Raw genomic sequence first — 26,724 nt, 5'->3', positions numbered from 1 at the left:
CGGGTGTTCGAGAATTTCAGCCCGATCTATGTCGTTTATGCCGCGGCAGCGCTGACCGGCATCATGATCGCCGAAGGCTGCTATCTGCTCTATGCCGGCCGCAGCGACAAGCGCCTGGCCATCAACCGGCGCATGAAGCTGCAGGAAAACAAGATCAGCCAGGAACAGGTGCTGATTCAGCTGCGCAAGGAACGCGGCCTCGATTCCGGCACGTCATTCTTCTCGCCCGCCCGTTTTCGCGCGCTGCGCACGCAGTCTGGCATGGTGATGCCGTTGCCGAAATTCCTGACGATGACGACGGGCGTGGCGCTGGCGATGATGCTCGTCGCGCTCTGGTACGGGCTGCCGCTGTTGCTCGCCATTTTGCTGTTTGTGGTGCTGACAGCGCTGCTGCCGGTAATTGTGCTGCGTTCCAAGCGTGCCCGGCGGGTGAAGCGTTTCGGCGTGCAGTTGCCGGAGGCGCTGGAATTGATCACGCGCGGCTTGAAGGCCGGGCATCCGGTTCCGGTGGCGATCTCGATGGTGTCGCGCGAGATGTCCGATCCGATCGGCACCGAATTCGGCGTTATCTCCGACGAGGTGACTTATGGTTCCGACCTGGTTTCGGCGCTGAATTCACTGTTCGACCGCGTCGGCCAGGAGGATCTGCCGCTGTTCGTCACCGCGGTTTCCATCCAGACGAGTTCGGGCGGCAATCTGCGCGAGATCCTCGACGGGCTGTCGACGACGATCCGCGAACGCGGCAAGCTGCGCCGCAAGGTGCGCGCCATTTCGACTGAGGGTCGTATGTCGGCCTATATCCTGACGGCGGTGCCGGCACTGCTGTTCGCCACCATTATGGTGATGATGCCGCAATTCTATCAGAGCGTCTGGGATGTACCGAAGACGTGGTATCTGCTGGGCGGTTCCGTGACATGGCTGATGCTGGGCAACATCATCATGTTCAAGATGTCGAACTTCCGGTTCTGAGATGGAGCAGATGATCCAGTTTCTTGCATCGCTGGCGCCGACGTCGCTGATGCCGGTAGCCGCGCTGCTGCTGGTGTTGGGTGGCAGCGCGGTGGCATGGCCGCTCGTGGTAGCCAAAGGCGACCGCAACGATCTCAAGCGCCGGCTCAAGATCGACGACAGCAAGACTCCCCAACAGGCCGAGGCGGCGCCGAAGAAGAACCAGAGCGTCGTGCGCGAGAAGGCGGTGAAGCGGGCGCAGGAATTCTACGCCAAGAGCGATCCGGAAAATGTCGCCCGGTTGCGTATGAAGCTGATCCAGGCGGGCTATATGGAGCCGCGCGCGATCGGCACATTCTTCCTGATCCGCTTCGCCTGCCTGGTGGGCGCAACGATCGGCGCGTTCCTGGTCAACCATTGGATGGGCAGCGCCGATTCCACCGCGACCAGCCGCTGGACCTTCATCATCCTGTCGGGAGCCGCCGGCTATTTCGTGCCCGGCCTGGTGCTCAGCCAGAAGGTGCGGGAAAAGATGCGCGAATACCGCAACGGCTTTCCCGACTTCATGGATTTGATGATCGTCTGCTCCGATGCGGGCATGAGCATGGAGGCAGGCATCGAGCGGGTCTCGAAGGAACTGGCCAAGACCTATCCGTCGCTGAGCCAAAACCTGCAGCTGGTGTCGCTGGAACTCAGGGCCGGCCGCAGCCTCGACGATGCCTTGAAGGCGCTCGCCGACCGCCTCAGCTTGGACGAGGTGCGCTCCTTCGCCACGCTTTTGCAGCAGTCGAAGGAACTCGGCACCAGCCTTGCCGGGGCGCTGCGCGTGTTCTCCGACGAAATGCGCCACAAGCGCATGTCGCTGGCCGAGGAGAAGGCACATGCCTTGCCGGCCAAGATGTCGGTGCCGGTGGTGGTGTGCATCCTGCCGGTGGTGCTGATGATCGCCGTCATCCCGATCATCGTCAAAATGACGGCGGTTCAGTAGATACCTAGGGGATTGCCCGGCGGCTTCTTGCGGTTACTCACTCCAACTACGCTTCATCTGGATGTCGAAACCCGGCCGGTTCGGTCGCTCTCCTTCGGCAAAATCCGCAAAGCAAAATGAGTGAGCCGTCCATGCGAATAGTCTTGTGCACCGCTTTCCTCGGCCTGGCCGCCACCAGTCTGTCGCCGGCCTCGGCCGCGGCCGACGATTGCGGCGATGCTGCCGCCCTGGTGCAACAGGCCTATCCCAGGGCCCAAAAGAGCGCAGACGGCGCCTCGTTCACGCTCGAACCCCATACCAGCATCGCCGTGACGCTCCCGGATACGCCGTTTGGCCTCGTCTGCAAGATATGGCCTGCCCATGACGATCTGTTGCTGGTCGCGGTGCCGCTCATCGACAGCAGCCAATCCAGCGACGACGGGCATGTCGGCGATGTCGACCTTCTGGTCGTCGACAGGAAGACCCGGCAGGTGCGCCAGCGCCTGCTCCAGCCCGGGCTGATGACCGATGATGCCATCGCCATCAACAAGGTCGAATTCGATACCGGCCGCTATGGCCTGGCGCCCGGTGTCACCGGCTTTGGCCTGCGCATCCAAATGGCGAGCCATTCGCGGCCCAATCCCTTCAGCGAAACCGACCTGCGGCTCTATGCCCTTGACGGCGGTGATCTGCGCCTGGTGCTCGACGGCATCATCGTGGCCGGCTTTGGCGGCGAAGGCGACACCAATTGCGCAGGATCCTTTCAATCCAGCCGGGTCAGCCTGGCGATGAGCCCGGCGAGACATCACGGCTATCACGACATCACAGTGTTCGAGCGGTTGGACACCGACAATCCGTCTGTCGACAAGAATGGCGAGTGCCAGTCCCATCCCGGAAGGTCCATGAAACGAACCTACCGGCTGCGCTATGACGGCAGCCGCTATCAGTTTCCGGCGGGGCTCAAGTCGATGGAGCCGGACTAGCCCTCGGCTGGTTAATGGCTGGTGTGCCCGAAACCAAATTTTAGGGGCGTTTCAGCACTGAAGTTTAATTGCCCTGTTGTAGTCTGCCTCCTGAAGAACGACCCGGTAAATCGGGCGATTGGGGCCAGGGGCATGCGTCACAGAATTTTCACGGCAATGGCCGCGCTAGCGGCCGTCTTGATGGTCAGCGGCTGTACGACTGAGAACGTCGATAAGACCAAGACCACGTCGATCCAACCGGTGGCAAAAGACGTCAGCACCTCCGACCTTGCGCAAGGCAAGGCGCAGTTCCGCGAGGCCAATTACGGCCTTGCCGAACAGCATTTCCGCAAGGCCGTGGAACTGAAGGCCGACAGTGCCGAGGGATGGATGGGGCTTGCCGCCTCCTATGACGAACTCGGCCGCTTCGACTTCGCCGACCGCGCCTACGACCAGCTTTTGAAGGTTGCCGGGCGCAAGCCGCAGATTGTCAACAATATGGGCTATTCGCAGCTGCTGCGCGGCAACAAGAAGAAGGCGAGGGCGCTGCTCATGGAAGCAAGGGCCGGAATGGCCGACCCGAGCGTGATCAACGCCAATCTAGCGCTGCTCAACAAGGGCTGAGACTCTTCGCGGGGACGGCAGTCGACGCTTTGTAAACCCTGTCGGTAGGTTGCTTTGAAAACCGGCCGAAAACGGTATCTCCGGCCGGTTGCATGCCTATGATGCGCCACAAATCGAAGATCCCAAAGGTTGCCGCTCATCCATGCTGGATTTCAGTTCGCTATTGCTTGCGGCTGCGCTGTCGGGCACATGCCTGAGCGTCACCATGTTTGTGATCTGGTTCACGGCGCCGCGTGCACGCTTCGTGCTGACCGTGGCGTGCGGCATTCTCGTCCTTGTCGCCCACGTCATCGTCTTCTGGCGCTACACGAGGGAGCCCACTCCGTTGCTTTGTCAGGCAGCGTTGGCGCTGCTCAGCCTCGGTTTCCTGGCGCTTTCACTTTCGGCCATGCAATATCTCGGTGTGCGCAACTACAGTCGCGCTGTCCTGCCGGCCCTGCTTGCGATGGCTGTCTGCGCCGGCGTGACCTATCTCGGTTTCGATGGTGTCGGCTTCATCCTCACCTATACGACGGTAACAGTGCTGCTCGCCTCGATCGGGGTGATGTTCTGGATCAAGGGCGGTCAGGATCGCGGCATTCTGCTGGTCGTTTCGGCGCTAAGCGGCGTCTGCGGCGTATCCTTCGGGCTCTGCGGCGCCGTGCTTCTGGTTAAGGGCCAGTGGGTGCTCGGCGTCGCACCCGACAATTGGGCCGAGCGGTTGAATTCGGTCGTGGCGGTCGCCTGCATGACGGCTCTCGGCGCGCTGACGCTGTCGCTGCATCATCTTCAGGCACAGATCGAACTGAAGGCCGAGACTCTGACCGACCGTTGACCGGGCTGATGAACCGGCGTGCCTTGAACTCGCTCTATGGCGAGCGCGTCTTCGGTCCGTTCATGTCGATCGCCATGTTCGACCTCGATCATTTCAAACGGACCAACGATGTCTACGGCCATCCGGTCGGCGACCGGGTCCTGTGCCGCTTCGCGGCAATCATCAAGAAATATGATCGGGTTGGCGTCGACGCCTTTCGGCTGGGCGGCGAGGAGTTCGCGCTGGTCATGTCGCGGATGCCGCAAGACAAGGCCCATGACCTCGCCAGCAAGATCGGCGTCGCTTTCGGCACGGAAGTGGTGCCGACGCCGCGCGGGCCGTTGCGCAGCAGCGTCAGCGGCGGCATCGGCTTTGGCAAGGAAGACGGCAGCAGCCTCGAGGACGTCCTGGCCGAGGCCGACAAAGCGCTTTACGCGGCCAAGCACGCGGGGCGGAACCGCGTGCTTGTGCTGAACCGGGTAAGCAAGGCCGATGGGCCGGCCTTGCGTTCAGCCTGACAGGCCAGAGTGTCATTCGGCGGCGCCGAGATATTCCGACAGCGGCGGGCAGGAGCAGACGAGGTTGCGGTCGCCGGCGACATTGTCGATGCGCGAGACCGGCGGCCAGTATTTGGCCGCTTTGTCGACATCGCCGGCGGGGTAGGCCGCTTCCAGCCGCGAATAGGGGTGAGTCCACTGGCCGGCAAGGGTTTCGGCCGCCGTGTGCGGGGCATTGACCAGCGGGTTGTCCTCGAGCGGCCATTCGCCCTTCGCCACTTTCGCTGCCTCGCCGGCGATAGCGATCATCGCCTCGCAGAACCGGTCGAGTTCGCGCTTGGGCTCGGATTCGGTCGGCTCGACCATCAGCGTGCCGGCGACAGGGAACGACATGGTCGGCGCGTGAAAACCGTAGTCGATCAGCCGCTTGGCGATATCGTCGACGCTGATGCCGGCGCTCTCCTTGAGCACGCGCGTGTCGAGGATGCATTCATGCGCGATGCGATCGTGCCTGCCCTTGTAGAGAAGCGGGAAGTGCGGCGCGAGCCGCGTCGCCACATAATTGGCCGAGATGATCGCCGTCTCCGTCGCCTGCTTCAGGCCGGCGGCGCCCATCATGCGGATGTACATCCAGGTGATCGGCAGGATGGAAGCGCTGCCGAACGGTGCGGCCGACACGGCATGCGCCGAACCTTCGGTGACATGACCCGGCAGATGGGGTTTCAGATGCGCCCTGACGCCGATCGGACCGACGCCCGGACCGCCGCCGCCATGCGGGATGCAGAAGGTCTTGTGCAGGTTCATGTGGCAGACATCGGCGCCGATATCGGCGGGCCGCGCCAGCGCGACCAGCGCGTTAAGGTTGGCGCCGTCGAAATAGACCTGGCCGCCATGCTCGTGGATGAGAGCGCACAGGTGGCGCGCGCCTTCCTCGTAGACGCCGTGCGTCGAGGGATAGGTGAACATCAGAGCTGCGAGATTCTTGGAATGCTCGTTGGCCTTGGCTCGCATATCGTCCATGTCGATATTGCCGTCCTCCAGACAGCGCACGACGACGACGCTCATGCCGGCCATCGCCGCACTCGCGGGATTGGTGCCATGCGCGGACTGGGGGATCAGGCAGATGGTGCGATGGCCTTCGCCACGCGAACGGTGATAGGCGCGGATGGCGAGCAGGCCGGCATATTCGCCTTGGCTGCCGGCATTGGGCTGCAGGCTGACGGCGTCGAAGCCGGTGATCTGCGCCAGCCAGCCTTCCAGCTCGCCGACCATGGCGCGATAGCCGGCCGAATGGCTGGCCGGCGCAAAGGGATGCAGGTTGGCGACTTCAGGCCAGCTGACCGGCGTCATTTCGGCCGCCGCGTTGAGCTTCATGGTGCAGGAGCCCAACGGGATCATGGTGCGGTCGAGCGCCAAATCCTTGTCGGCTAGCCTGCGCAGCAGGCGCATCATGTCGGTCTCGGAGTGGTTTTCGCGGAAAACCGGCTGGGTCAGAAACTCCTTGCCGCGCGGCTTGCCGGGCATCGCGCCGGCCTCAGTAGCGCCGGACTTGGCGCCGAACAGGGCGGCGATAGCCTCGAGATCCGCCTCGGTCGAGGTTTCGTCGAAGGCGATGCTGATGCGGTCGGCATCGATGACGCGCAGCAGCCGGCCACCTTTTTCAGCGGCAGCGGCGATCGAATCTGCCTTGCCCTTCACTTCGGCCGTCACCGTGTCGAAACGGCTTGAGCCGAGCACGGAAACACCAGCGGTTTTCAGGCCTGCTGCGAGGCCGTTGGCGAGCTCATGAATTCGGGCTGCGATCGCCTGCAAACCAGTAGGCCCGTGCCAGATCGCGTATGCGGTCGCCATGTTGGCAAGCAGCGCCTGCGCGGTGCAGATGTTGGAGGTCGCCTTGTCGCGGCGGATATGCTGTTCGCGCGTCTGCAGGGCGAGGCGATAGCCGGGACGGCCCTTGCTGTCGATCGACTGGCCGACGAGGCGGCCGGGCATCAGCCGGGTCAGCTTGTCGGAGACGGCGCAATAGGCGGCGTGCGGGCCGCCAAAGCCCATCGGCACGCCAAAGCGCTGCATCGGGCCGACGGCGATGTCGGCGCCAAGCCTGGCCGGCGCTTCGGTCAGCGTGAGCGCAAGCGGATCGGCGATGAAGACGACCACGGCGCCGGTGGCGCGAGCCTTCTCGATCGCCGCCTTGTGGTCGCCATAGACGCCAAACGTGTCCGGCCAGGAGACCAGCAGGGCGGCGGTGTTGTCGTCGATGGTCTCGCCATCGATCTCGATGCCGAGCGGCTCGGCGCGGGTGCGCACGACGTCCAGCGTCTGCGGATGCGGCGTGCCGGCCAGCGCTACCTTGGTGCGCTTGTCGCGATGATGGCGCAGCGCGATGCCGACCGCTTCGGCCACCGCCGTCGCTTCGTCGAGCAGGGAAGCCGAAGCCACCGGCAGGCCGGTCAATTCGGTGACCAGGGTCTGGAAGTTGAACAGCATTTCCAGGCGGCCCTGGCTGATCTCGGCCTGGTAGGGCGTATAGGCGGTGTACCAGGCCGGGTTCTCGAACAGGTTGCGCTGGATGACCGGCGGCACGTGGACGCCGTGATAGCCGGCGCCGATGAAGCTCTTCAGCACCGTGTTTTTTGCCATGATCGCCGACAATTCGGCCAGCGCTTCGGCTTCGCTCGCCGGCGCGGGAAGGGTCAGCGGCAGATCGAGGCGGATCGACTGCGGCACAGCCTGGCTGATCAGCGTCTCGACAGAGGGAACGCCGATCACGGCAAGCATGGCTCTGACATCGTTTACATCAGGACCGATGTGGCGGGCCGAGAAGGGGGTAAGTGCTGCGCTCATGGCAATAGGTCCTGATATCAACCGATATGGGCTTTGTAGGCGGCCTCATCCATGAGGCCTGCGAGTTGGCCTTCGTCGGCGAGCTTCATCTTCCACAGCCAGCCGTCGCCGGTCGCAGCGGAGTTGACCAGCGACGGGTCCGAGGACAGCGCGCCGTTGGCGTCGGTGATCTCGCCATCAACCGGCGCATAAACATCGGAGGCCGCCTTGACGGATTCGACGACCACGGCGGTATCGCCCTTGCTGAGCTTCGTGCCGATTTGAGGCAGCTCGACGAAGACGAGATCGCCAAGCTGTTCCTGCGCATAGTCGGTTATCCCGACGGTGGCGATGCCTCCCTCGACGCTCAGCCATTCGTGGTCTTGTGTGAAATAGGTCTTTGCCATCGGGATTTATCCTTTGCGGTAGCGATGAGGAGTGAAGGGCACGGAACTGATATCGACCGGGATTTTCGTCCCGCGAACGTCGGCGAACAGTTTCGTGCCCGGGTTGGCCAAGGCCGTTGACACATAGCCCATGGCGACGGGATGGCCGGCCGACGGGCCGAAGCCGCCTGAAGTGACGAGGCCGGCCGGATTGCCGTCGGCGTGGAACAGGGCAGCGCCGGCGCGCACCGGCTGGCGGCCGTCCGGCTTCAGGCCGACGCGCTTTTGCGACGGTCCTCTCTCCAGGATCGAGCGCAACGCGTCAGCGCCGATGAAGGATCCGCTGGCGCGGAGATCTTTGGGGATCGCCCACATCAGACCGGCACTGGCCGGATCGATCTCCGGCGTGATGTCCTGGCCGTGCAGGCACAGGCCGGCCTCCAACCGCAGCGAGTCGCGGGCAGCAAGACCGATCCACAACACACGCTCGTCCTCGAGCAGTTTCGTGACCAGAGCGCGCGCATCCGCCTCCGGCAGGCCGATCTCGAAGCCGTCCTCGCCGGTGTAGCCGGAGCGGCTCATGAACCAGTTTTGCTTCGGCTCGATGCCATGCATGAACAAGAGTGAGCCGGTCTCGATGCCGGCGCGGGACAAGGCAGCCCAGGCTTCCGGCCCCTGGATCGCCAGGAAGACGCGGTCGAGCGCATCGACTTTGACGTCGAAGTCCCCGGCCAGCGCACGCAAATGCTTCTCGTCCTCGACCGCATTCCCGGCATTGGCGACCACCATGAAGCGCTCGGCGCCGAGCCGGGTGACGATCAGATCGTCGATGATCCCGGCGGCCTCGTTGAGGAAGAAAGTATATTTGGACTGTGAAATCTCAAGCGCGCCGGCATCGAGCGGACTGGCGCGGTTGAGCAGTGCCGCAGCGCCCGGTTCGCTGACAGCGAACAGCTTCATATGCGAAATGTCGAACAGGCCGGCATGTTCGCGGGTGTGAAGGTGCTCCTTCATCACGCCGGCCGGATAGGTCAGCGGCATCGACCAGCCCGCAAAGGCGCCAAAGCGTGCGCCGGCGGCGGTGTGCAGATCTTCGAGAGGAAGGTGTTTGGTGTCGTCGCCCGTCATGTCATCTCCAGAGTCGCACGCAATCGGCCGCTGCTGGCGACCAGTCCGTGCCCCTCTGTCTGAAGCCTGAGAGACTCGCGCAACCGGAACTCTGTCGGCGACGCTTACACCTTCGGCGCGGGGGCAAGCCCCGACTTTCCAGAGTGTCTTTCCCGTCTACGGTTCTTTTGCCTGAGAGATTTCGGGCGATTTCCCCTTCGGCGGCAGCTCGCGCTGCTCTCTCCCGCAAACAGGTAGGACTCAAAACTTGAGCCCTCGACGCGCCATCCATAGCTTGTCGGCGACACCTTGTCACCTGCCAGAGACCGTAAAGCGCGTCGTCTTTACAGTCCTCGCTAACCACGCCGTTTGCCGGTTTTTCAAGACAATGCCGATATTCTGGGCTGATAGTTTGGCCGGCAATTGCGTTGGGCACGGCGGATGGGGATTGACAGATGGGCGAACGGATCGGCAGCGCGCCGGTGGCGGGGCTGGCCTCGAAGGACCGCATCACGGCGGAAGATGTCGTCATGCTGCGTCGCGAAGTGTTCGCCGACGGCGTGGTGACGCGCGGCGAGGCTGAAGCGCTGTTCGCGCTCGATGCGACAGCGACGGACAAATGCCCGCAATGGCCTGAGTTCTTCGTCGAGGCCGTTACCGACTACATCGTCCACCAGGAAAAGCCGGCAGGCTATATCTCTGAAGACAATGCCGGTTGGCTGATACAGACCATCTCGCGCGACGGAATGGTCGACAGTGTGACCGAACTGGAGCTGCTGGTGCATGTGCTGGAAAGGGCGAAATCATCCCCCGGCCGGCTCTCCGCCTATGCGCTCGAGCAGGTCGCCAACGCGGTGCTCGACGGCAAGGGACCACTGATGCTCGGCGGCGCGCTGGTTCCCGGACTGGTCGCCAAGGCCGAGGTCGATCTGTTGCGCCGCATTCTCCATGCCTATGGCGGGGACGGTAACATTGCCATCACACGGGTTGAGGCCGAGGTGCTGTTCCAGATCAACGAGCAGACCGCAGCGGCCCACAACGACCCGTCCTGGAACGACCTGTTCGTCAACGCGCTCGCCAATTTCGTCATGTGTTCGGCCGGCTACGAAGCGCCGACGCGCGATGTGGCGCTGCGTCGTGACAGTTTCTTGGACCAGGCCGAGCCCGAAGGTGGTGGCTTCTTCAGCCGCATGGTGTCGGGCGGACTGGCCGGCATCATGGAAGCCTATCGTTCGCCCGGCGATATCGAGGCCGAATGGGAGTCGAAGAACCGTGCCGCCGAGGCACTCGCGCGCCGCGCCGAGACGATCGACGCCAGCGAGGCGAAATGGCTGGCCGATCGCATCGGCACCGACCGCCCGCTGCGTGACAATGAACGCGCGCTGCTGACGCTGATCAAACTCGCCTCGCCCGAGATACATCCGGCGCTCAAGCCGCTGCTCGACAAGGTTGCTTAAGCCGCGCCGTTTTCTGCGACCGTTTTGCAGAGGACGATATTGGAGTGTCTTCAGGCCAATCGCCAAGTTCGGCCACTCGCTCGAAACCGGCTTCCTCAGGCAAGCTCGGTTCGGTCGGAGTCAGATCGTGCTCGGTCAGAATGCGAGGCCTATCAAATCCCGCCATACCAGTCATAGCCATTGTCTTCCCAATAGCCGCCGCGGCCGCCGCCGGTATTGGCAAAACTGTCGACGAGCTCGATCTTGTAGAGATACTTCGGCATCTTGTAGCCGAGCTGTCGTTCGACGCGCACGCGCAGCGGCGCGCCGTTCTCGACCGGCAGCGGCTTGCCGTTGAGGCCGTAGGCCAGGATCGTCTGCGGGTGGCGAGCATCGATCAGGTCGATGGTGCCATAATATTTGATTTCCCCGGAGAGGCTGCGATCGATCGTGTCGAGGCAGTAGAACATGACATAGCGGGCCTGCGGCTTGACCACAGCCTGGTCGAGCACCAGCGACAGCGGGGTGCCGGTCCATTTGGCGATGCAACTCCAGCCTTCGACACAGTCGTGGCGGGTGATCTGGGTGCGGCTCGGCATGTTCTCCAACTGCTCGCGGCTGAGCGACAGCGGCTTTTCGACCAGGCCCGTTACCTCCAGCCGCCAGTCGGCGAAATTGTTGGCGAGCAGGCCCTTGTAGGTGTCATCCTCGGGCGCGGTGACGCCGTTCGGCCGCTGCGGCTGGCGGATGTCGGCCTCGGTGAATTCCGGCGCCAGAGCATCGCGGCCGGCAAGCCAGCGTTGCGCGCGGTAGGTCAGGCCATTGGCGTTTTCGAGGAAACTGCGCAGGCCATCACCCATGCCGAGCTGGCTGTCGAAGGCATCGCAGCCCGACAACATGATGCCGGAAACGCCGAGGCCGGCGCCCGTTAGGAACTTTCGGCGGCTGATCTGGAATTTGGCCATCTCACGCACTCCTCTCGGTGTCGCCATGCCTTGGCGGATCGGAGCGGTACCAGCCGGTGATGATCGAGCGCAGTTCGTTGATCGGGCCGGCGGCGAGGATCATCATCATATGGACGATGAAAAAGCCGACCAGCAGCACCATCACCGTGAAATGGATGGTGCGCGCCGTCTGCCTTCCGCCGAGCAGTTCGTTGAGCCAGGGCAGCACCGAGTTCATGCTCGGCGACATGGCAAGGCCGGTGATGATCATCAATGGCAACAGCGCAAACAGCACGCCGCCATACGCCATTTTCTGCAGAGTGTTGTATTGGCGCGTGTGGTGGAACCTCAGCTTGGCGTGGTCGACAATGTCCCGGGGCAGCCGCTTGAGATCGTCCAGGCGCGGCGTCAGGTCGTGGCGCAGGTGGCCGTTTATGACGCTGGCGACGAGCCAGACGACCAGTGTGGTGGTCAGTATCCACGCGAAAAAGAAGTGGACGATGCGGGCGGTGCCGAGATCGTAGTAGGACGGGATGGTCGCCCAGGACGGGAAGGCACGCGACGTCTGCTGCCCGGCCGGGCCCGACCAGCCGAGCACGCCTGTGGTGTCGAAGCGATGGCCGAAGATTTCGGTATAGCCGCGCGGGCCGGTGGCGGTGTTTTCGGCGCCGATGGCAAAGACGGTGTTGTTGTATTCGAAGCCGGACTGTTTGCCGACGTAGAGCTGCGGCCGGGCATTGAAGATCTGCAGGCCGGACAAAAGCATGAAGAACAGCGAGATCGCCCACAGCCAGTGCGTCAGGCGGGTCCAGCGCGATTGCCGGTAGATCAGCGTCGTATCCTTCGGTGAGGCGGCATTGGCGCCTGCGCCGGGCTGACTCATGGCAATGGTTTCCATCTTTTCCTCGCCTTCCGGCTGCGCGATCCTGGGATGGCCACGCTCGTCCTTGTCCTCCCAATACGTCGCTATCGAAACCGATGTTTCATGCGATCACGTTTTTATTACGGGCACGGGTTTATCGCGGGCACGGATACTCAATTGCCGAGGCTCACCGCGAGATTGACGACGGCGGCGACGATGACGGCGTTGAAGAAGAACGACAGGATCGAATGGACAAGCACCACGCGGCGCATATGCGAGGTCGTGATCGCGGTGTCGGCGGTCTGCGCGGTCATGCCGATCACCGTCGCGAAATAGAGAAAGTCCCAACCGTCCGGCCGTTTGCTGCCGGGAAAATCGAGGCCGCCGACCGGTATCTTCTTCTTGGTTTCGGTATCGATCGCGTCGCCGTCCATCCAGTAGACATGCGCATAGTGGAGGGCGGCCATGGCATGGATGGTGAACCAGCCAAGCGGGATCGACAGCATGGCGAAGCCGAGTTCGATGGGGTCGCGATCCTTGTGATTGATCAGAAGGAACAGCAGGACGATGGCCATGGCGACGATGCCGAGCGTGATGGCAAAGATGCCCAGCACTGGGAGGTCCAGTTCGCGCGCGTTCTTGCTGAGATAGCGGCCGGACAGCAGCGGCATCTTGGCGATGACGAGCGCGATGAAGACGACGAAGAAAGAATCGGCGGCAATCGAGATCGAATAGGCAAGCCGCGTGGAGACGGGGAGCGATCCAATCAAAGGCAATACCGCGGCAAATACGACCAGACCGACGGCTAGCGACACAAAGAACTGCTTGTGCCGCTGCAAGGGGTTATTCGGCGATGTGTCGGCCATAGCCCGACCTCGGATGATGCTTCACGTCTGGTCGGGTGTGACGGATTTCAGAGCCCGCCGCAAGATACGGTCGAGCTCACCCAGGAAACGCGAGCGATCCTGTGGCGCAAAGCTGGCATTGTAGCCCTTGCTCTCGCCGGTTTCGCGCAGATGCTGCTTCAAATCGCGCATTGCAACCGCCATGCCGATGGTCTCCGGCGTGAACGGCCGGCCGGTTGGCCCAAGCACATGCGCGCCGAGCGCCACGGTGCGAGCGGCAAGCGGGATGTCGGCGGTGATCACGATGTCGTTGGGTTTTGCGTTCTCGACGATCCAATCGTCAGCGGCATCGGCGCTTTTAGAGACGACGACGTTGCGAATCATCGGATCGCGCGACGGACGCAGCCCGCCATTGGAGACGTAGGTGACGACCACGCCATGGCGCTCGGCGACCTTCTCGACCTCGGCTTTCACCGGGCAGGCGTCGGCGTCGACGTAGATGGCGGGTGCGGGCATTATCTCTCCAAAACGGACATGGGGCCGGCATGTTACCCGGCCCCATGCCAGAAATCTCGTACCGTCAGGCCGGCAGCGCGCCCGACTTCTTCGCCGTCCAGGTGGCTATGTAATCCATCAGGCCGGGATTGAGACAGTCATAGGGCTCGAGGCCCATCGACTTCAACTGGCCGCGGATGCCGTCCATGCGCTTGGGGTCGACACCGGATTCGATGATCGACGAAACGAAAGCGGTGAAGCCCGGCGGTGACCAGCCGTCTTCCTGGAAGCGCTCGGGATGGATGAAGGACAGACCCTTGAACGGATGGTCGCGCTCGACCGGTCCGTGCATGTGGACGCCGCAACCGGTGCAGGCATGGCGCTGGATCAACGCTGCCGGATCGACCACCTTCAGCTTGTCGGCATTCTCGGTGACGGTGACGTCGCCCGTGCCGGCGACCGCCACGACCGAGAACACCGCGCCGTCCGGTTTCCAGCATTTGGTGCAGCCGCAGGCGTGGTTGTGGGCGATCTGGCCCTTGACCGTCACCTTCACCGGCTTGCTGGTGCAGGCGCAGACCAGCGTGCCGCCGGCAAAGCTTGCGCTTTCCTTCGGCAGGCCATTGTCGATTTTCGGATGCAGTTTCTCAGGCATTGTCTTCCTCCCTTGTTGAACCTGTGCAACTTCAGTCGCTGGCCCTTCGGTCGGCGGCTTGTTCTTCCTCCGTTTGGTGTGCGATCGGACGCAAAACCGGGCGCCACTTTTGCTGATCGCATTTAGTAAACGACGACGCTCCTGATCGACTTGCCCTCATGCATGAGATCAAAACCCTTGTTAATGTCCTCCAGCTTCAGCAAATGGGTGATCATCGGGTCGATCTGGATCTTGCCGTCCATGTACCAGTCGACGATTTTCGGCACGTCGGTGCGGCCGCGAGCGCCGCCGAAGGCGGTGCCCATCCAGGTGCGGCCGGTGACCAGCTGGAACGGCCGGGTCGAAATCTCCTGGCCGGCGCCGGCCACGCCGATGACGACCGACTTGCCCCAGCCGCGATGCGAGGCTTCCAGCGCCTGGCGCATCACCTTGGTGTTGCCGGTGCAGTCGAATGTGTAGTCGGCGCCGCCGATCTGGTCGGCGCCGCGCTTGGTCAAGTTGACGAGGTGAGGAACGATGTCGCCGTCGATCTCCTTCGGGTTGACGAAATGCGTCATGCCGAAGCGCTCGCCCCATGCCTTCTTGTCGTTGTTGAGGTCGACACCGATGATCATGTCGGCGCCGGCGAGCTTCAGGCCCTGGATGACGTTGAGGCCGATGCCACCGAGACCAAAGACGACAGCAGTCGCGCCTTGCTCGACCTTCGCGGTGTTGATGACCGCGCCGATGCCGGTGGTGACGCCGCAGCCGATGTAGCAGATCTTGTCGAAGGGCGCGTCCGGGTTGACCTTGGCGACGGCGATCTCGGGCAAAACGGTGAAATTGGAGAAGGTCGAGCAGCCCATATAGTGGAAGATCTTGTCCTTGCCGATCGAGAAGCGCGAGGAGCCATCGGGCATCAAGCCTTGGCCCTGCGTGGCGCGGATGGCGGTGCACAAATTGGTCTTGCGCGACAGGCAGGATGGGCACTGCCGGCATTCCGGCGTGTAGAGCGGGATGACGTGGTCGCCCTTCTTGACCGAGGTGACGCCCTTGCCGACATCGACGACAACGCCAGCGCCTTCATGGCCGAGGATTGCCGGAAACAGGCCTTCGGGATCGGCGCCCGACAAAGTGAACTCGTCGGTGTGGCAAATGCCGGTCGCCTTGATCTCGACCAGCACCTCGCCTTCGCGCGGTCCGTCGAGGTCGACCTCCATGATTTCCAACGGCTTTCCGGCGGCGACAGCGACAGCGGCGCGGGTTTTCATCAGGCAATTCCTCCCAAGGCGATTGGTCTTCAGGCTTTCAGGGTTTTTATACTGTTTCAACCCGATTTGGCGACCAAATATGGCGCAAATCTTGGCCCAGTCGTCGGCGAGCCCAACCTTCGCCTCTCGGCACGGGCCTGGCGGGGAGGGAGTGTCTTGATGGGTGCGCTGCCGGCAATGCTTGAGCCCGGCTGCCGAAGCCCATAAGAAAGACGAAAGACCCGAGGAAACGCCTTCGATGTTCACGAAAATCCTGATCGCCAATCGCGGCGAGATTGCTTGCCGCGTCATCAAGACGGCGCGCAGGATGGGGATTGCCACCGTAGCGGTCTATTCCGACGCCGATCGCGACGCCGTGCATGTCGAAATGGCCGACGAAGCCGTGCATATCGGGCCATCGCCTGCCGCGCAAAGCTATCTTCTGCCTGAAAAGATCATCGCTGCCTGCAAGGAGACGGGCGCGCAGGCCGTGCATCCCGGCTACGGTTTTCTGTCGGAGCGGGCCGCCTTCTGCGAAGCGCTTGAGGCTGAGGGCATTGTCTTCATCGGTCCGAAACCCAAGGCTATCAAGGCGATGGGCGACAAGATCGAATCGAAGAAGTTCGCCAAGGCCGCTGAGGTGTCGACGGTTCCCGGCTGGCTTGGTGTCATCGAAAATGCCGACCATGCCGAAAAGATCGCCGGCGAGATCGGTTATCCCGTGATGATCAAGGCCTCGGCCGGCGGCGGCGGTAAAGGCATGCGCATTGCCTGGAGCCAGTCGGAAGTGCGCGACGGCTTCGACCGGGCGCGCTCGGAGGCGAAAAGCTCGTTCGGCGACGACCGAGTCTTCATCGAAAAGTTCGTCGTCGATCCGCGTCATATCGAAATCCAGGTGCTGGCCGACGCGCATGGCACCGCCCTCTATCTCGGCGAGCGCGAATGCTCGATCCAGCGCCGGAACCAGAAGGTTGCGGAAGAGGCGCCGTCGCCATTCCTCGATGCCAGGACGCGCAAGGCCATGGGCGAGCAGGCCGTGGCGCTGGCCAAGGCGGTCGACTACCAGAGCGCCGGCACCGTCGAGTTCATCGTCGATGCTGAAAAGAACTTCTATTTCCTTGAAATGAATACACGATTGCAGGTCGAGCATCCGGTGACGGAGCTTGTTACCGGCATCGACCTAGTCGAGCAGATGATCCGTGTCGCCGCCGGCGAGAAGCTGGCGATCGAGCAGAGCGACGTCAAGCTGAACGGCTGGGCGGTGGAAAGCCGGCTCTATGCCGAGGATCCCTATCGCAATTTCCTGCCCTCGATCGGCCGTTTGACGCGCTACCGGCCGCCAGAGGAGGGCACGTTCGGCGACATCGTCATCCGCAACGACACCGGCGTCACCGAAGGTTCCGAGATTTCGATGTTCTATGACCCGATGGTGGCAAAACTCTGCACATGGGCGCCGACACGGCTGGCGGCAATCGACGCCATGTCGGAAGCGCTGGACAGTTTCGTCGTCGACGGCATCGAGCACAACATTCCATTCCTGGCGGCGCTGATGCAGCATCCGCGCTGGCGCGAGGGGCGGATATCGACGGGCTTCATCGCCGAGGAATATCCTGACGGCTTCGCGCCGATCGTGCCCAATGGCGATGAAAAGGCAGTGCTGGCGGCGATCGCCACCGCGGTCGAGCTTCTGCGCCGCGACCGGCTCGACCGGCTGGGCGGGCGGCTGGCGCCGCATTCGGGCGCACTCAAGCGCGATTGGGTGGTGAAGCTCGGCGACGACTATCTCCAGGCTTCGATCATCGAGGGCATGATCTCCATTCCGATGGAAATCGATCTGTCGGTCGATGGCGGCAAAGCGCTGACGGTGGCGTCCGACTGGCGGCCGGGCGACCTCATCTGGCGCGGCACTGTCGGTGCCCGCAAGGTCACGGCGCAGATCAGGCCGGCGCCGAACGGCCTGCGCATTGCCTGGAAAGGCATGTCGGTGAGGGCACGCGCCATGCTGCCGCGCACGGCTGAACTGGAAAGGCTGATGCCGGAGAAGGTGGCGCCGGACACGTCCAAGATGCTGCTTTGCCCGATGCCGGGCCTGGTCGTGTCGATCGCGGTTGCCGAGGGGCAGGAGGTCAAGGCCGGCGAGACGCTGGCCGTGGTCGAGGCGATGAAGATGGAAAACGTGCTGCGCGCCGACCGCGATCTTGTCGTGTCGAAGCTCAACGCCAAGCCGGGTGACAGCCTGGCTGTGGATGCGGTGATCATGGAGTTCGCCTAGAGATTGTTTGGAAATTCTACTCCGGCGGCCATCTGAAGGCGGTTTCTGCGCTTCCCGTGCTCACGGACCAATGGCCGCTGCGCTCCGGTTCTCGAAACCACCATCATATGACTCGCCAGAGCGAATTTCAGAAACAATCTCTGAGCCGTGCGGCTGGGTACGGAAGCCTGTGGTCGGTGGTCATTTGTGCTGGACTGGCATCGCCCGGTCCGGGACAATACATCTCCATCGACTCAAAGCCCTTCGAGCAATTTGAAACATCATGGCGGATGACAAACTTCCACGCGATCCCCTGAGGCGCGAAGCAGCGCTCGCTGCTGCGCGCCCGGAGGCGCCGGCGCGGCCGTTCATCCATCTGCGCGTGCATTCGGCGTATTCGCTGCTCGAGGGCGCCTTGCAGGTCGCCGCCGTTGTCGGTCATGCCGTCAAGGACGAGTGCCCGGCAATCGCAGTCACCGACACAAACAATCTGTTCGGCGCGCTGGAATTTGCCCAGAAGGCGGTGAAGGAAGGCATCCAGCCGATTATCGGTTGCCAGATCGATCTCGCCTTTTCCGGCGAGACCAGCGACGCGCAGCGCGACCGCCGCCGCCATGGTCCGGAGATGCACGCCGTGGTGCTGCTCGCCGCCACCGAGGTTGGCTATAGCAACCTCGTCAGGCTGGTCAGCCAGGTCTATCTGGAGACGCCGCCGGGCGAGCCCGTGCATCTGACGTCAGCAATGCTGGAAGGCCATTGCGATGGCCTGATCTGCCTCAGCGGCGGGCCGCGCGGCCCGATCGGCCGGGCGCTGAAGGAGGATCGCCGAGATCTTGCCGAGACGCGGCTTCTGGCACTCAAGGCGCTGTTCGGCGACCGGCTCTATGTCGAGCTGGACCGTGTTTCCGGTTATGACCGCGCTATCGAGAAATCATCGGTCGACCTTGCCTATATCCATGATCTGCCGCTGGTCGCCACGAATGAGGCGTTCTTCGCCGCCCGCGACGACTATGACGCGCATGATGCTCTGATCGCCATTGCCGAGGGTTCGGTGGTTGCCGCCGACAACCGTCGCCGGCTGACTTCGGACAATTTCCTGCGCAGCCAGGCGGATATGGCGCGGCTGTTCGCCGACCTGCCGGAAGCGATCGACAACACCGTCGAGATCGCGCTGCGCTGTTCCTATTATCCCAAGACCCGCAATCCGATCCTGCCACGCTTTACCGGCGGCGATGTCGCCGACAATGAGGTGGCGCTGAAAGCGGAGGCCGATGAGCTACGCCGGCAGGCGCATGAGGGGCTGGAGGCGCGGCTGGCTGCGCATGGGCCCACTTCCGGCTACACGGTCGAACAATACCGCGAGCGGCTCGATTTCGAACTCTCCATCATCGAGAAGATGAAGTTTCCCGGCTATTTCCTGATCGTCGCCGACTTCATCAAATGGGCCAAGGCGCAAGGCATTCCGGTCGGGCCGGGCCGTGGTTCGGGCGCCGGATCGCTGGTCGCTTATTCCACGACCATCACCGACATCGATCCGCTGCGCTTCTCGCTGCTGTTCGAGCGCTTCCTCAACCCCGACCGCGTGTCGATGCCCGACTTCGACATCGACTTCTGCCAGGACCGGCGCGAAGAGGTCATCCGCTACGTCCAGCAGAAATATGGCCGCGACCAGGTTGGGCAGATCATCACCTTCGGTACGCTGCAGGCGCGCGCGGTGCTGCGCGACGTCGGCCGCGTGCTGCAAATGCCTTACGGCCAAGTCGACAAGCTCTCCAAAATGGTGCCGCAGAACCCCGCCAATCCGGTCAAGCTGGCGGATGCCATCGCCAACGAGCCGCGCTTTGCCGAGGAGGCGGAGAAGGAGCCAATCGTGCAGACGCTGCTCGATATGGCGCAAAAGCTGGAAGGGCTCTACCGCCACGCTTCGACGCACGCCGCCGGCATCGTCATCGGCGACCGGCCCTTGTCGGAACTGGTGCCGATGTACCGCGATCCGCGCTCCGACATGCCGGTCACCCAGTTCAACATGAAATATGTCGAGCAGGCCGGGCTGGTAAAATTCGACTTCCTCGGCCTGAAGACGCTGACGGTGCTGGAGACGGCGGTGAAGCTGATCCGCCGGCGCGGCATCGAGATCGATCTGGCGACGATCCCGCTCGACGATCCTGAAACCTACGCCATGCTGTCGCGCGGCGAAGTGGTCGGTGTGTTCCAGGTGGAAAGTGCCGGCATGCGCAAGGCGCTGATCGGCATGCGGCCCGACTGCATCGAGGACATCATCGCGCTGGTGGCGCTCTACCGTCCCGGCCCGATGGAGAACATCCCGACCTACAATGCCAGAAAACATGGCGAGGAGGAGATGGCCTCGATCCATCCCAAAATCGACCATCTGGTGAAGGAGACGCAAGGCGTCATCGTCTACCAGGAACAGGTGATGCAGATCGCGCAGGAACTGTCGGGCTATTCGCTCGGCGAAGCCGATCTGCTGCGTCGCGCGATGGGCAAGAAGATCCGCGCCGAAATGGACAAGCAGCGCGAGCGTTTCGTCACCGGTGCGGTCGAACGCGGCGTCGGCAAGCCGCAGGCCGACTTCATCTTCGACCTTCTGGCCAAGTTCGCCGACTACGGCTTCAACAAATCGCACGCGGCCGCCTACGCCGTCGTGTCCTACCAGACCGCCTATCTCAAGGCGCATTACCCCGTCGAGTTCCTGGCGGCGTCGATGACGCTCGACATGGGCAATACCGACAAACTCGCCGATTTCCGCCAGGATGCGCTGCGTCTCGGCATCGAGGTGGTGGCGCCGTCAGTGATGACCAGCTTCCGCAATTTCGAGGTCGGCGAGAACCGCATTTACTATTCGCTGGCGGCCCTCAAGGGCGTCGGCGACGCTGCGGTCGAGCACATCGTCGCCATGCGCGGCGAAAAGCCGTTCAAGAATCTCGCCGATTTCTGTGAAAGGGTCGATCCCAAGATCGTCGGCAAGCGCGTCTTCGAAAGCCTGATCATGGCCGGCGCGCTCGACTGCTTCGGCCACGACCGCGCCCAGATGATGGCCGGCGTCGAACGGATGATGGGGCTGGCTTCGCTGGCGCAGCAGAATGCCATTTCGGGCCAGCACGACATTTTCGGCGCGTCGCTCGGCGCGCAGCAGCAGGCGCTCAATTTGCCGCAGACCGATCCTTGGCTTGCCGCCGACCGGCTGCACCGTGAATTCCAGGTCGTCGGCTTCTATCTCTCGGCGCATCCGCTCGACGAGTACAAGGCGGCCCTGCAGAAGATGCGCGTGCAAAACTGGGGCGAGTTCTCGGCTGCGGTCAAACGCGGTGCCGCCGCGGGCCGGCTCGCCGGCACCGTCACCACCAAGCAGGAGCGCAAGACCCGAACCGGCAATAAGATGGGCGTCATCGCCTTTTCCGACACATCTGGCCAATATGAAGCCGTGCTGTTTTCGGAAGGGTTGGCGCAGTATCGCGATCTGCTCGAGCCCGGACGTTCGGTGGTGATCACCGTTTCGGCCGAGGATAGGCCCGAAGGGGTCAATCTGCGCATCCAGACGGTGCAGTCGCTGGAGGATGAGGCCAGCCGTATCCAGAAGGCGCTGCGCATCTTCGTGCGCGATGCGGCTCCGATCGGCATGCTGGCCGGCCAACTGGCGGTAAAGGGCGAGGGCCAGGTCAGCTTCGTGCTGATCAAGGAAGCCGGGCAAGGTGAGATCGAGATCGAATTGCCCAATCGCTACCGCATCTCGCCGCAGATCGCGTCTGCGATGCGCGCGGTGCCGGGTGTGGTGGAAGTCGAGCTCGTCTAGGCTGCGCTGATATACACGGCAGTCGCATCGACGTCGGCCAGTGCATGACGGCCTAAAGATGCTCTGGGCCTGACATTGCAGCCGATAGGGCCAGCGTGCGGGGCGTGGTTGAACTGACCTTCCTTTGAACCACATGCGTAGAGCAGAAACGTCACAGGAACGCACAATCATGCCCAGCCGCGAACGCGTCGAAGCCTTCCTCAAGGCGGTGGTCGAAGGCAGCCATGTCAAGGCGATCGCCGACTTCTACCATGACGATGCCACCATGCAGGAAAATCTTGGCGTCCCGCGGCGGGGCAAGGAAACACTGATGGCGCATGAACAGGCAGCACTCGACCGGATCGAGAAGATGCACACCCATCCTGTCCAGACATTCCTGGTCGATGGCGACAATGTCGCCATCCGCTGGACCTTCGACCGTGTCGACAAGGCCGGCACCGTGCGCCGGCTGGAAGAGGTGGCCCTGCAGCGCTGGCGTGGTGACCGGATTGCGGAGGAGCGGTTCGTCTACGACACCGCCTCGGCCTGGCGCCTCGTCGGGCCGGACGGCAAGGTGGTGGAGGGCTGACGATTACCGGGGCCACTAGATGATGATGAGATTTGGTTGAAATCTCATCATGATCTAACCCTTTGTTGGAGCATGATCTTTTCCGCAAACCGGCACCCACTTTTTGGTATCATGCTCTAGACGACCCCGGCTGGGACCGTTACGCACTTGGTGATGAAAGCAGCCGAGAAGGACGGATTGCAGCAAAGCTCAGCGATGGCGCGGCTGCGTGACAGGCTGCGCAAGCTCTATCACGGACGCACGCCGGCGGCGTTCCGGTTTCAACTGGTGGCGGTCATCATCGACCTCGCCATCATCGCCTTCTTCGTTGCCACGCCGGTGCTCCAGGACAAGCCGTCATTCCTGTGGCTCGACTATACCGTCGCGGCGCTGGTCGCCGCCGACCTGATTGCCCGGCTGTTAGCCTCCAACGACATGCTGCGGCTGATGAAACAGCCGACATCCTGGGTCGATGTCTTCATCCTTTTGACGCTGCTGATGCCGACGGCGTTGGCAAATCTGGCGTTCCTGCGCATCCTGCGGCTATGGTCGCTGTCGCGCAGCGGGTCGCTGTGGCGGCATTTCGAAATGCGTGGCTTAAGGCCCTGGCGCGAGGCGAGCCACGCGGTCATCAACCTGTTGACGTTCCTGTTCGTCATCACCGGCTTCGTCTACACCTTCTTCTTCCGCACCGGCGCCGGCCTCGAAAACTACATTGATGCGCTGTATTTCACCGTTGCCACGGTGACGACGACCGGTTTCGGCGACATCGTGCTGCCGGGGATCGCCGGCAAGCTGACCGCGATCGCCACCATGATCATCGGCATCTCGCTGTTCGTCAGACTGGCGACGGCGATTTTTCGACCCGCCAAAGTGTTCTTTCCCTGTCCGCAGTGCGGACTGCAACGGCACGAGCCGGACGCCGTGCACTGCAAGGCCTGCGGGCATCTTCTCAACATACCAGATGAGGGGAATTGACCGACCGCTACGAGGCCGCGACCTCGGCCGGCTGCGGGGCCTTGCGCTGCAGGTTGAGCAGGTTGCCCATCAGGATCAGCAGGGCGCCGCCGGCTGTAAAGATGTCGATCTGTTCGCTGTAGAGCAGCCAGCCGATCAGCGCCGACAGCGGCACGCGCAGGAAATCCATCGGTGAAATCACCGTAGCGTCGGCATAGGTGAGGGCGCGCGCCATGCAGAAATGCGACGACATGCCGGTGAAGGCAATCAGCAGGATCCATGGCCAGAGTTCGAGCGGTGGGTTGCGCCATTCGTAAAGCGCCGGGATCAGGCCGACCACCGACTGGATGATCAGCATCCAGAAGATGATGCGCACGACGCTGTCCGTGCGGGTCAGCGACTTGACCAACACCACCGATACGCCAAAGCACACGGCCGCGCCGAGAACGACGAGGTGACCCGGATCCATGGAGCCGACGCCGGGGCGAACGATGACCACCACGCCGATCAGGCCAAGCACGACCGCCGCAATTTTTGGGCGGGAGAGCCTTTCGCCAAGAAAGGTCACCGCCAGGATCGCGGTCCAGATCGGCGTGGTGAATTCGATCGATATGAGCACCGCAAGCGGGATCAGCGTCAGCGCATAGAGCCATGCGGCCTGGCCCGTATAGTGGATGACATTGCGAGCGATATGGGCCAACGGGCGCTGCGTGCGCATTGCAGCGAATCCGCCGCTCATCATCACCAGCGGCAACAGGATGAAGAAGCCGATCACCGAGCGCAGTTCCAGCACCTGGAAGACGTTGAGCTCGGCGGTGGTTGCGCGGCCGGCGACTGACATCGCCAGAAACGAGGCGATCGACAGCGCCATCCAGAACGCGGCTTTGGGGATCGATGGGGAAGGTGCCATAGGCGCTATGTCGCAAGCCGGGACTTCTATCGCAACCGTTAGGCGACGCATTCGACTGGGCCAGACCCGTTGCAGCCATGCTGGAAGTGGAACCTGACGCAACGGCAGGCGTTGGTTCCCGGTATTGGCCAATTGCTGGACGCATCGTTTCTTCAACATCAACGGGGGAGAGATTCCGATGAAATCATTCGCGCGGTTTCTGCTAGCCGGCTGCCTGCTAACTGCAAGCGCCACGGCCGATGCCGACGAGGCGAATTTTCTCAGCTCCTTGCAAGGGAATTTCTCCGGCAAGGGGACAGTCAAGGTCACCACCGACGCACCGACGGTGAATGTGTCCTGCACCTTCAATTCCGACGCGACCTCGAGTTCATTGTCGCTTGACGGCAATTGCCGTGGTCTTGTCGTGGTGACGCGCGCCATCAGCGCCAATCTGAAGGCCCGCGGGGCGAAGTATACTGGCGTCTATGTCGGGTCGCGCACCGGGCCGGCACAGCTCGCCGGCAGCCGTTCCGGGAACGCGATCAGTCTCGGCATTCGCTGGGCGGCGGAGGTCAATGGCGATCGCAAGGCGCGGTTGACGGTGGAGAAAACCAGCGGCGACGGAATGCGGTTGACCGTTACCGACGTCGATCCGAAAACCGGCAAGAACGTGGTGACGAGCCGCATCGATCTCAAGCGTATCTAAGCCGTCTCACTCCTCGATCGGCTCCGGCGGGTTGGCGTTGCGGCCTTTACCGAAGGTGTAGCCGGTTTCCACCGCCTTCTTGCCGAACTTGTCGCGCAGCGTATCGATGGCGCTTTCGGCCATGGCGCGCTTGCGCGAGCCGACGTCGACGAGATCGGGCGGATCGGCCTTCTCGTCATCCGAGAGATCGCTGACACCGATGCCGAGCAGCCGGTACTTTGTCCCGTCCGCCTCCTTGCGCAACAGCTCGAGCCCGGTCTGGAAAATGCGGTCGGCCAGCCGGGTCGGGTCGCCGAGCTGGCGGTTGCGGGTACGCAGCTTGAAATCCTGCGTCTTCAGCTTCAGCACCACGGTGCGCCCGGCAATGCCTGACTTCTTCAGCCGCGCCGAGACCTTTTCCGACAATCCCCTCAGCACTGGAACCAGTTCGCCCATTTCAGCTATGTCGGTGTCGAAAGTGGTTTCGGCCGACACACTTTTCGCATCCTGGTCGGGATCGACACGGCGGTCGTCCTGGCCGCGCGAGAGATGGTAGAGCCGGGTGCCCATCACGCCATAGCGGCGCATAAGATCGGCGCGCTCCATGCGCTGCAACTGGGCGATGCTGCGGATGCCGTCGCGTTCGAGCGTTGCGGCAAAAGCCTTGCCGACGCCCCAGATCAACGTCACTGGCTGTTCGGCCAGGAAACCCAGCGCCTCGGCTTCGCCGATCACCGAAAAGCCGCGCGGCTTGCGGAAATCGGAGGCAACCTTGGCCAGGAACTTGCAGTAGGAAAGGCCGGCCGAAACGGTGATGCCGATTTCCTTTTCGACGGTCTGCGCAAAGCGCGCCAGCACCACCGCCGGCGGCATGCCGTGCAGGCGCTCGGTGCCGGCAAGGTCGAGAAACGCCTCATCGATGGAGAGCGGTTCGACCAGCGGCGTGAGCGCCTGCATCAAGGCGCGGACATCGCGGCCGACGCGGACGTATTTCTCCATATTGGGCGGGATGACGACCGCTTCCGGACAGGCTTCGAGCGCCTTGAACATCGGCATTGCCGAGCGCACCCCCTGGATGCGGGCGATGTAGCAGGCGGTGGAAACGACGCCGCGCTTGCCGCCGCCGATGATCAGCGGCTTGTCCTTCAGCGCCGGATTGTCGCGCTTTTCGATCGCCGCATAGAAGGCGTCGCAATCGATATGCGCCAGATGCAGCTGGTAGAGCTCGGGATGGCGGGTGAGTCGAGGGCTGCCGCAACGCTCACAGCGCCTGGTATCGCTGCGCTGAAAGGTCAGGCAGTCGCGGCAAAAACCGTGCTCGGGATTGTTGACAGGGGCCGCCATCGCTGCGAACATAAAGAGAACAGATGCAATGGTACGTCAGGACGGAAGCCGCCACAAGCGGTTAGCCGGGAGAGAACTCATGAGCACCACCATAGCGCCGCTGGCGCCTGACCTATGGGCGGATTTCGAGGATCTTTTCGGCAAGCAGGGCGCCTGTTACGGCTGCTGGTGCACGCATTTCCGGATGGCGCCGGCGGTCCGACGGGCCAGCGACAAGCAGCGCAACAAGGATCATATCAAGGCGCGTATCGAGGCCGGGCCGCCGCCGGGGCTTTTGGCCTTCGAGGACGGCCAGGCGGTCGGCTGGATGCAGATCGGTCCACGCGCCGACGTGCCCGAATGGAACAATCGGGGCCGGGGCTCGGCGCCGGTCGATCCAACCGACGCCGTAGATCCCGGCGTCTGGGCCATCTCCTGCTTCTTCATCCGCGCCAGCGCGCGCGGCCGGGGCGTCAGCCACCGCCTGGTCGAGGGCGGCATCGCTTTTGCCCGCCAGAACAAGGCGCGGCTGGTCGAGGCGTGTCCGATCGACGTGTCGCGCGATTCGCGTTCGATCGGGCTGTTCGTCGGCTCGTCGCGTGTGTTTGAAAAGGCCGGCTTCGAGCGGCTTGTCGAACGCAAGGCCGGACGGCCGCTGATGCGGCTGGTGTTGTAGTCAATTACCCGT

At 62.9% G+C, this 26,724-nt stretch carries 24 protein-coding genes and 1 riboswitch; of the genes, 13 read left to right on the top strand and 11 right to left on the bottom strand.

The genetic code is table 11. The features are described from left to right. The first annotated feature begins 3 nt into the window (after positions 1-3). From NKI15_RS15250 to NKI15_RS15225, 6 genes are all read left to right on the top strand, one after another. The gene (locus NKI15_RS15250) at positions 4-969 is read left to right on the top strand and encodes a type II secretion system F family protein (RefSeq protein ID WP_352886296.1); all 966 of its coding nucleotides are present in this window, start codon (positions 4-6) and stop codon (positions 967-969) included. Position 970: 1 nt separating this feature from the next. Next, positions 971-1,936, top strand: a complete 966-nt coding sequence (locus tag NKI15_RS15245) for a type II secretion system F family protein (RefSeq protein ID WP_023681595.1) — start codon at positions 971-973, stop codon at positions 1,934-1,936. Between the two features lie 131 nt (positions 1,937-2,067). Next, positions 2,068-2,898 carry a PA3715 family protein gene (locus NKI15_RS15240; RefSeq protein WP_031193122.1) on the top strand — a complete coding sequence of 277 codons (831 nt, stop codon included), beginning with the start codon at positions 2,068-2,070 and terminating at the stop codon, positions 2,896-2,898. A gap of 132 nt (positions 2,899-3,030) precedes the next feature. Beyond that, positions 3,031-3,501 (top strand): hypothetical protein, encoded by a 471-nt coding sequence (locus NKI15_RS15235; RefSeq protein ID WP_023681594.1) that lies wholly within the window; start codon positions 3,031-3,033, stop codon positions 3,499-3,501. Between the two features lie 142 nt (positions 3,502-3,643). Continuing rightward, positions 3,644-4,315: a hypothetical protein gene (locus NKI15_RS15230; RefSeq protein WP_352886292.1), complete on the top strand. Its 672-nt coding sequence runs from the start codon at positions 3,644-3,646 to the stop codon at positions 4,313-4,315. Between the two features lie 8 nt (positions 4,316-4,323). Further along, the gene (locus tag NKI15_RS15225; protein ID WP_352886290.1) at positions 4,324-4,812 is read left to right on the top strand and encodes a GGDEF domain-containing protein; all 489 of its coding nucleotides are present in this window, start codon (positions 4,324-4,326) and stop codon (positions 4,810-4,812) included. Positions 4,813-4,824: 12 nt separating this feature from the next. Here NKI15_RS15225 and gcvP read toward each other — a convergent pair whose 3' ends face one another. From gcvP to gcvT, 3 genes are read right to left on the bottom strand one after another with little or no spacing between them, the layout of a single operon-like run. After that, positions 4,825-7,635 carry an aminomethyl-transferring glycine dehydrogenase gene (gene gcvP, locus NKI15_RS15220; protein ID WP_352886288.1) on the bottom strand — a complete coding sequence of 937 codons (2,811 nt, stop codon included), beginning with the start codon at positions 7,633-7,635 and terminating at the stop codon, positions 4,825-4,827. A gap of 17 nt (positions 7,636-7,652) precedes the next feature. Further along, a complete protein-coding gene (gene gcvH, locus NKI15_RS15215) occupies positions 7,653-8,021 on the bottom strand; it encodes a glycine cleavage system protein GcvH (RefSeq protein ID WP_023688297.1) in 369 nt (122 codons plus the stop codon). Positions 8,022-8,027: 6 nt separating this feature from the next. Next, positions 8,028-9,128: a glycine cleavage system aminomethyltransferase GcvT gene (gene gcvT / locus NKI15_RS15210; RefSeq protein WP_352886285.1), complete on the bottom strand. Its 1,101-nt coding sequence runs from the start codon at positions 9,126-9,128 to the stop codon at positions 8,028-8,030. A gap of 149 nt (positions 9,129-9,277) precedes the next feature. Further along, positions 9,278-9,364: riboswitch (glycine riboswitch) on the bottom strand. Between the two features lie 198 nt (positions 9,365-9,562). On the opposite strand from gcvT, the gene NKI15_RS15205 reads away from it, so the two are divergent. Continuing rightward, positions 9,563-10,564, top strand: coding sequence for a hypothetical protein (locus NKI15_RS15205; RefSeq protein ID WP_352886283.1), 1,002 nt, complete (start codon positions 9,563-9,565; stop codon positions 10,562-10,564). Between the two features lie 152 nt (positions 10,565-10,716). On the opposite strand, the gene NKI15_RS15200 is transcribed toward NKI15_RS15205, so the two are convergent. From NKI15_RS15200 to NKI15_RS15175, 6 genes are all read right to left on the bottom strand, one after another. Further along, positions 10,717-11,508 carry a molybdopterin-binding protein gene (locus NKI15_RS15200; protein ID WP_352514835.1) on the bottom strand — a complete coding sequence of 264 codons (792 nt, stop codon included), beginning with the start codon at positions 11,506-11,508 and terminating at the stop codon, positions 10,717-10,719. A gap of 1 nt (position 11,509) precedes the next feature. Next, positions 11,510-12,370 carry a cytochrome b/b6 domain-containing protein gene (locus NKI15_RS15195; protein WP_352514836.1) on the bottom strand — a complete coding sequence of 287 codons (861 nt, stop codon included), beginning with the start codon at positions 12,368-12,370 and terminating at the stop codon, positions 11,510-11,512. 152 nt (positions 12,371-12,522) lie between these two features. Beyond that, entirely contained in the window at positions 12,523-13,215 is a 693-nt protein-coding gene (locus NKI15_RS15190; RefSeq protein ID WP_352514837.1) for a DUF1345 domain-containing protein, read from the bottom strand. 21 nt (positions 13,216-13,236) lie between these two features. Beyond that, positions 13,237-13,710, bottom strand: coding sequence for a YaiI/YqxD family protein (locus tag NKI15_RS15185; protein ID WP_023695438.1), 474 nt, complete (start codon positions 13,708-13,710; stop codon positions 13,237-13,239). Positions 13,711-13,774: 64 nt separating this feature from the next. Then, positions 13,775-14,344: an S-(hydroxymethyl)glutathione synthase gene (gene gfa, locus NKI15_RS15180; RefSeq protein ID WP_023714246.1), complete on the bottom strand. Its 570-nt coding sequence runs from the start codon at positions 14,342-14,344 to the stop codon at positions 13,775-13,777. 122 nt (positions 14,345-14,466) lie between these two features. Next, positions 14,467-15,594, bottom strand: a complete 1,128-nt coding sequence (locus tag NKI15_RS15175) for an S-(hydroxymethyl)glutathione dehydrogenase/class III alcohol dehydrogenase (protein WP_023681583.1) — start codon at positions 15,592-15,594, stop codon at positions 14,467-14,469. 238 nt (positions 15,595-15,832) lie between these two features. On the opposite strand from NKI15_RS15175, the gene NKI15_RS15170 reads away from it, so the two are divergent. The 4 genes from NKI15_RS15170 to NKI15_RS15155 all read left to right on the top strand — a co-directional run bounded on the left by NKI15_RS15170 (position 15,833) and on the right by NKI15_RS15155 (position 23,160). Beyond that, positions 15,833-17,845 (top strand): acetyl-CoA carboxylase biotin carboxylase subunit, encoded by a 2,013-nt coding sequence (locus NKI15_RS15170; RefSeq protein ID WP_352514838.1) that lies wholly within the window; start codon positions 15,833-15,835, stop codon positions 17,843-17,845. 262 nt (positions 17,846-18,107) lie between these two features. After that, positions 18,108-21,635 carry a DNA polymerase III subunit alpha gene (gene dnaE, locus NKI15_RS15165; RefSeq protein ID WP_023744813.1) on the top strand — a complete coding sequence of 1,176 codons (3,528 nt, stop codon included), beginning with the start codon at positions 18,108-18,110 and terminating at the stop codon, positions 21,633-21,635. A gap of 169 nt (positions 21,636-21,804) precedes the next feature. After that, complete coding sequence (locus NKI15_RS15160) at positions 21,805-22,203, top strand: nuclear transport factor 2 family protein (RefSeq protein ID WP_023735317.1); 399 nt, start codon at positions 21,805-21,807, stop codon at positions 22,201-22,203. A 153-nt stretch (positions 22,204-22,356) separates the two neighbouring features. Continuing rightward, positions 22,357-23,160 (top strand): potassium channel family protein, encoded by an 804-nt coding sequence (locus NKI15_RS15155; protein ID WP_023725720.1) that lies wholly within the window; start codon positions 22,357-22,359, stop codon positions 23,158-23,160. A 7-nt stretch (positions 23,161-23,167) separates the two neighbouring features. Here the strand turns inward: NKI15_RS15155 and NKI15_RS15150 are convergent, their stop codons facing one another. Then, positions 23,168-24,049, bottom strand: a complete 882-nt coding sequence (locus tag NKI15_RS15150; protein ID WP_352514839.1) for a DMT family transporter — start codon at positions 24,047-24,049, stop codon at positions 23,168-23,170. 178 nt (positions 24,050-24,227) lie between these two features. On the opposite strand from NKI15_RS15150, the gene NKI15_RS15145 reads away from it, so the two are divergent. Continuing rightward, positions 24,228-24,734, top strand: coding sequence for a hypothetical protein (locus NKI15_RS15145; protein WP_023688308.1), 507 nt, complete (start codon positions 24,228-24,230; stop codon positions 24,732-24,734). Positions 24,735-24,740: 6 nt separating this feature from the next. Here the strand turns inward: NKI15_RS15145 and NKI15_RS15140 are convergent, their stop codons facing one another. Next, positions 24,741-26,069 (bottom strand): DNA polymerase IV, encoded by a 1,329-nt coding sequence (locus tag NKI15_RS15140; protein WP_023681577.1) that lies wholly within the window; start codon positions 26,067-26,069, stop codon positions 24,741-24,743. Positions 26,070-26,136: 67 nt separating this feature from the next. Between NKI15_RS15140 and NKI15_RS15135 the strand changes: the two genes are divergently transcribed. Continuing rightward, positions 26,137-26,712 (top strand): GNAT family N-acetyltransferase, encoded by a 576-nt coding sequence (locus NKI15_RS15135; protein ID WP_023681576.1) that lies wholly within the window; start codon positions 26,137-26,139, stop codon positions 26,710-26,712. Positions 26,713-26,724 lie beyond the last annotated feature (12 nt).

It is taken from the genome of Mesorhizobium sp. M0862 (assembly GCF_040319795.1).
Taxonomy (GTDB): domain Bacteria; phylum Pseudomonadota; class Alphaproteobacteria; order Rhizobiales; family Rhizobiaceae; genus Mesorhizobium.
This window is presented reverse-complemented; position numbering and strand designations above follow the sequence as displayed.

Excerpts from the sequence above, each read along its gene's own strand:
- NKI15_RS15245 (WP_023681595.1), top strand. The coding sequence starts at position 971 with ATGGAGCAGATGATCCAGTTTCTTGCATCGCTGGCGCCGACGTCGCTG.
- NKI15_RS15240 (WP_031193122.1), top strand. The coding sequence starts at position 2,068 with ATGCGAATAGTCTTGTGCACCGCTTTCCTCGGCCTGGCCGCCACCAGT.
- NKI15_RS15235 (WP_023681594.1), top strand. The coding sequence starts at position 3,031 with ATGCGTCACAGAATTTTCACGGCAATGGCCGCGCTAGCGGCCGTCTTG.
- NKI15_RS15230 (WP_352886292.1), top strand. The coding sequence starts at position 3,644 with ATGCTGGATTTCAGTTCGCTATTGCTTGCGGCTGCGCTGTCGGGCACA.
- NKI15_RS15225 (WP_352886290.1), top strand. The coding sequence starts at position 4,324 with ATGAACCGGCGTGCCTTGAACTCGCTCTATGGCGAGCGCGTCTTCGGT.
- gcvP (WP_352886288.1), bottom strand. The coding sequence starts at position 7,635 with ATGAGCGCAGCACTTACCCCCTTCTCGGCCCGCCACATCGGTCCTGAT.
- gcvH (WP_023688297.1), bottom strand. The coding sequence starts at position 8,021 with ATGGCAAAGACCTATTTCACACAAGACCACGAATGGCTGAGCGTCGAG.
- gcvT (WP_352886285.1), bottom strand. The coding sequence starts at position 9,128 with ATGACGGGCGACGACACCAAACACCTTCCTCTCGAAGATCTGCACACC.
- NKI15_RS15205 (WP_352886283.1), top strand. The coding sequence starts at position 9,563 with ATGGGCGAACGGATCGGCAGCGCGCCGGTGGCGGGGCTGGCCTCGAAG.
- NKI15_RS15200 (WP_352514835.1), bottom strand. The coding sequence starts at position 11,508 with ATGGCCAAATTCCAGATCAGCCGCCGAAAGTTCCTAACGGGCGCCGGC.
- NKI15_RS15195 (WP_352514836.1), bottom strand. The coding sequence starts at position 12,370 with ATGAGTCAGCCCGGCGCAGGCGCCAATGCCGCCTCACCGAAGGATACG.
- NKI15_RS15190 (WP_352514837.1), bottom strand. The coding sequence starts at position 13,215 with ATGGCCGACACATCGCCGAATAACCCCTTGCAGCGGCACAAGCAGTTC.
- NKI15_RS15185 (WP_023695438.1), bottom strand. The coding sequence starts at position 13,710 with ATGCCCGCACCCGCCATCTACGTCGACGCCGACGCCTGCCCGGTGAAA.
- gfa (WP_023714246.1), bottom strand. The coding sequence starts at position 14,344 with ATGCCTGAGAAACTGCATCCGAAAATCGACAATGGCCTGCCGAAGGAA.
- NKI15_RS15175 (WP_023681583.1), bottom strand. The coding sequence starts at position 15,594 with ATGAAAACCCGCGCCGCTGTCGCTGTCGCCGCCGGAAAGCCGTTGGAA.
- NKI15_RS15170 (WP_352514838.1), top strand. The coding sequence starts at position 15,833 with ATGTTCACGAAAATCCTGATCGCCAATCGCGGCGAGATTGCTTGCCGC.
- dnaE (WP_023744813.1), top strand. The coding sequence starts at position 18,108 with ATGGCGGATGACAAACTTCCACGCGATCCCCTGAGGCGCGAAGCAGCG.
- NKI15_RS15160 (WP_023735317.1), top strand. The coding sequence starts at position 21,805 with ATGCCCAGCCGCGAACGCGTCGAAGCCTTCCTCAAGGCGGTGGTCGAA.
- NKI15_RS15155 (WP_023725720.1), top strand. The coding sequence starts at position 22,357 with ATGAAAGCAGCCGAGAAGGACGGATTGCAGCAAAGCTCAGCGATGGCG.
- NKI15_RS15150 (WP_352514839.1), bottom strand. The coding sequence starts at position 24,049 with ATGGCACCTTCCCCATCGATCCCCAAAGCCGCGTTCTGGATGGCGCTG.
- NKI15_RS15145 (WP_023688308.1), top strand. The coding sequence starts at position 24,228 with ATGAAATCATTCGCGCGGTTTCTGCTAGCCGGCTGCCTGCTAACTGCA.
- NKI15_RS15140 (WP_023681577.1), bottom strand. The coding sequence starts at position 26,069 with ATGTTCGCAGCGATGGCGGCCCCTGTCAACAATCCCGAGCACGGTTTT.
- NKI15_RS15135 (WP_023681576.1), top strand. The coding sequence starts at position 26,137 with ATGAGCACCACCATAGCGCCGCTGGCGCCTGACCTATGGGCGGATTTC.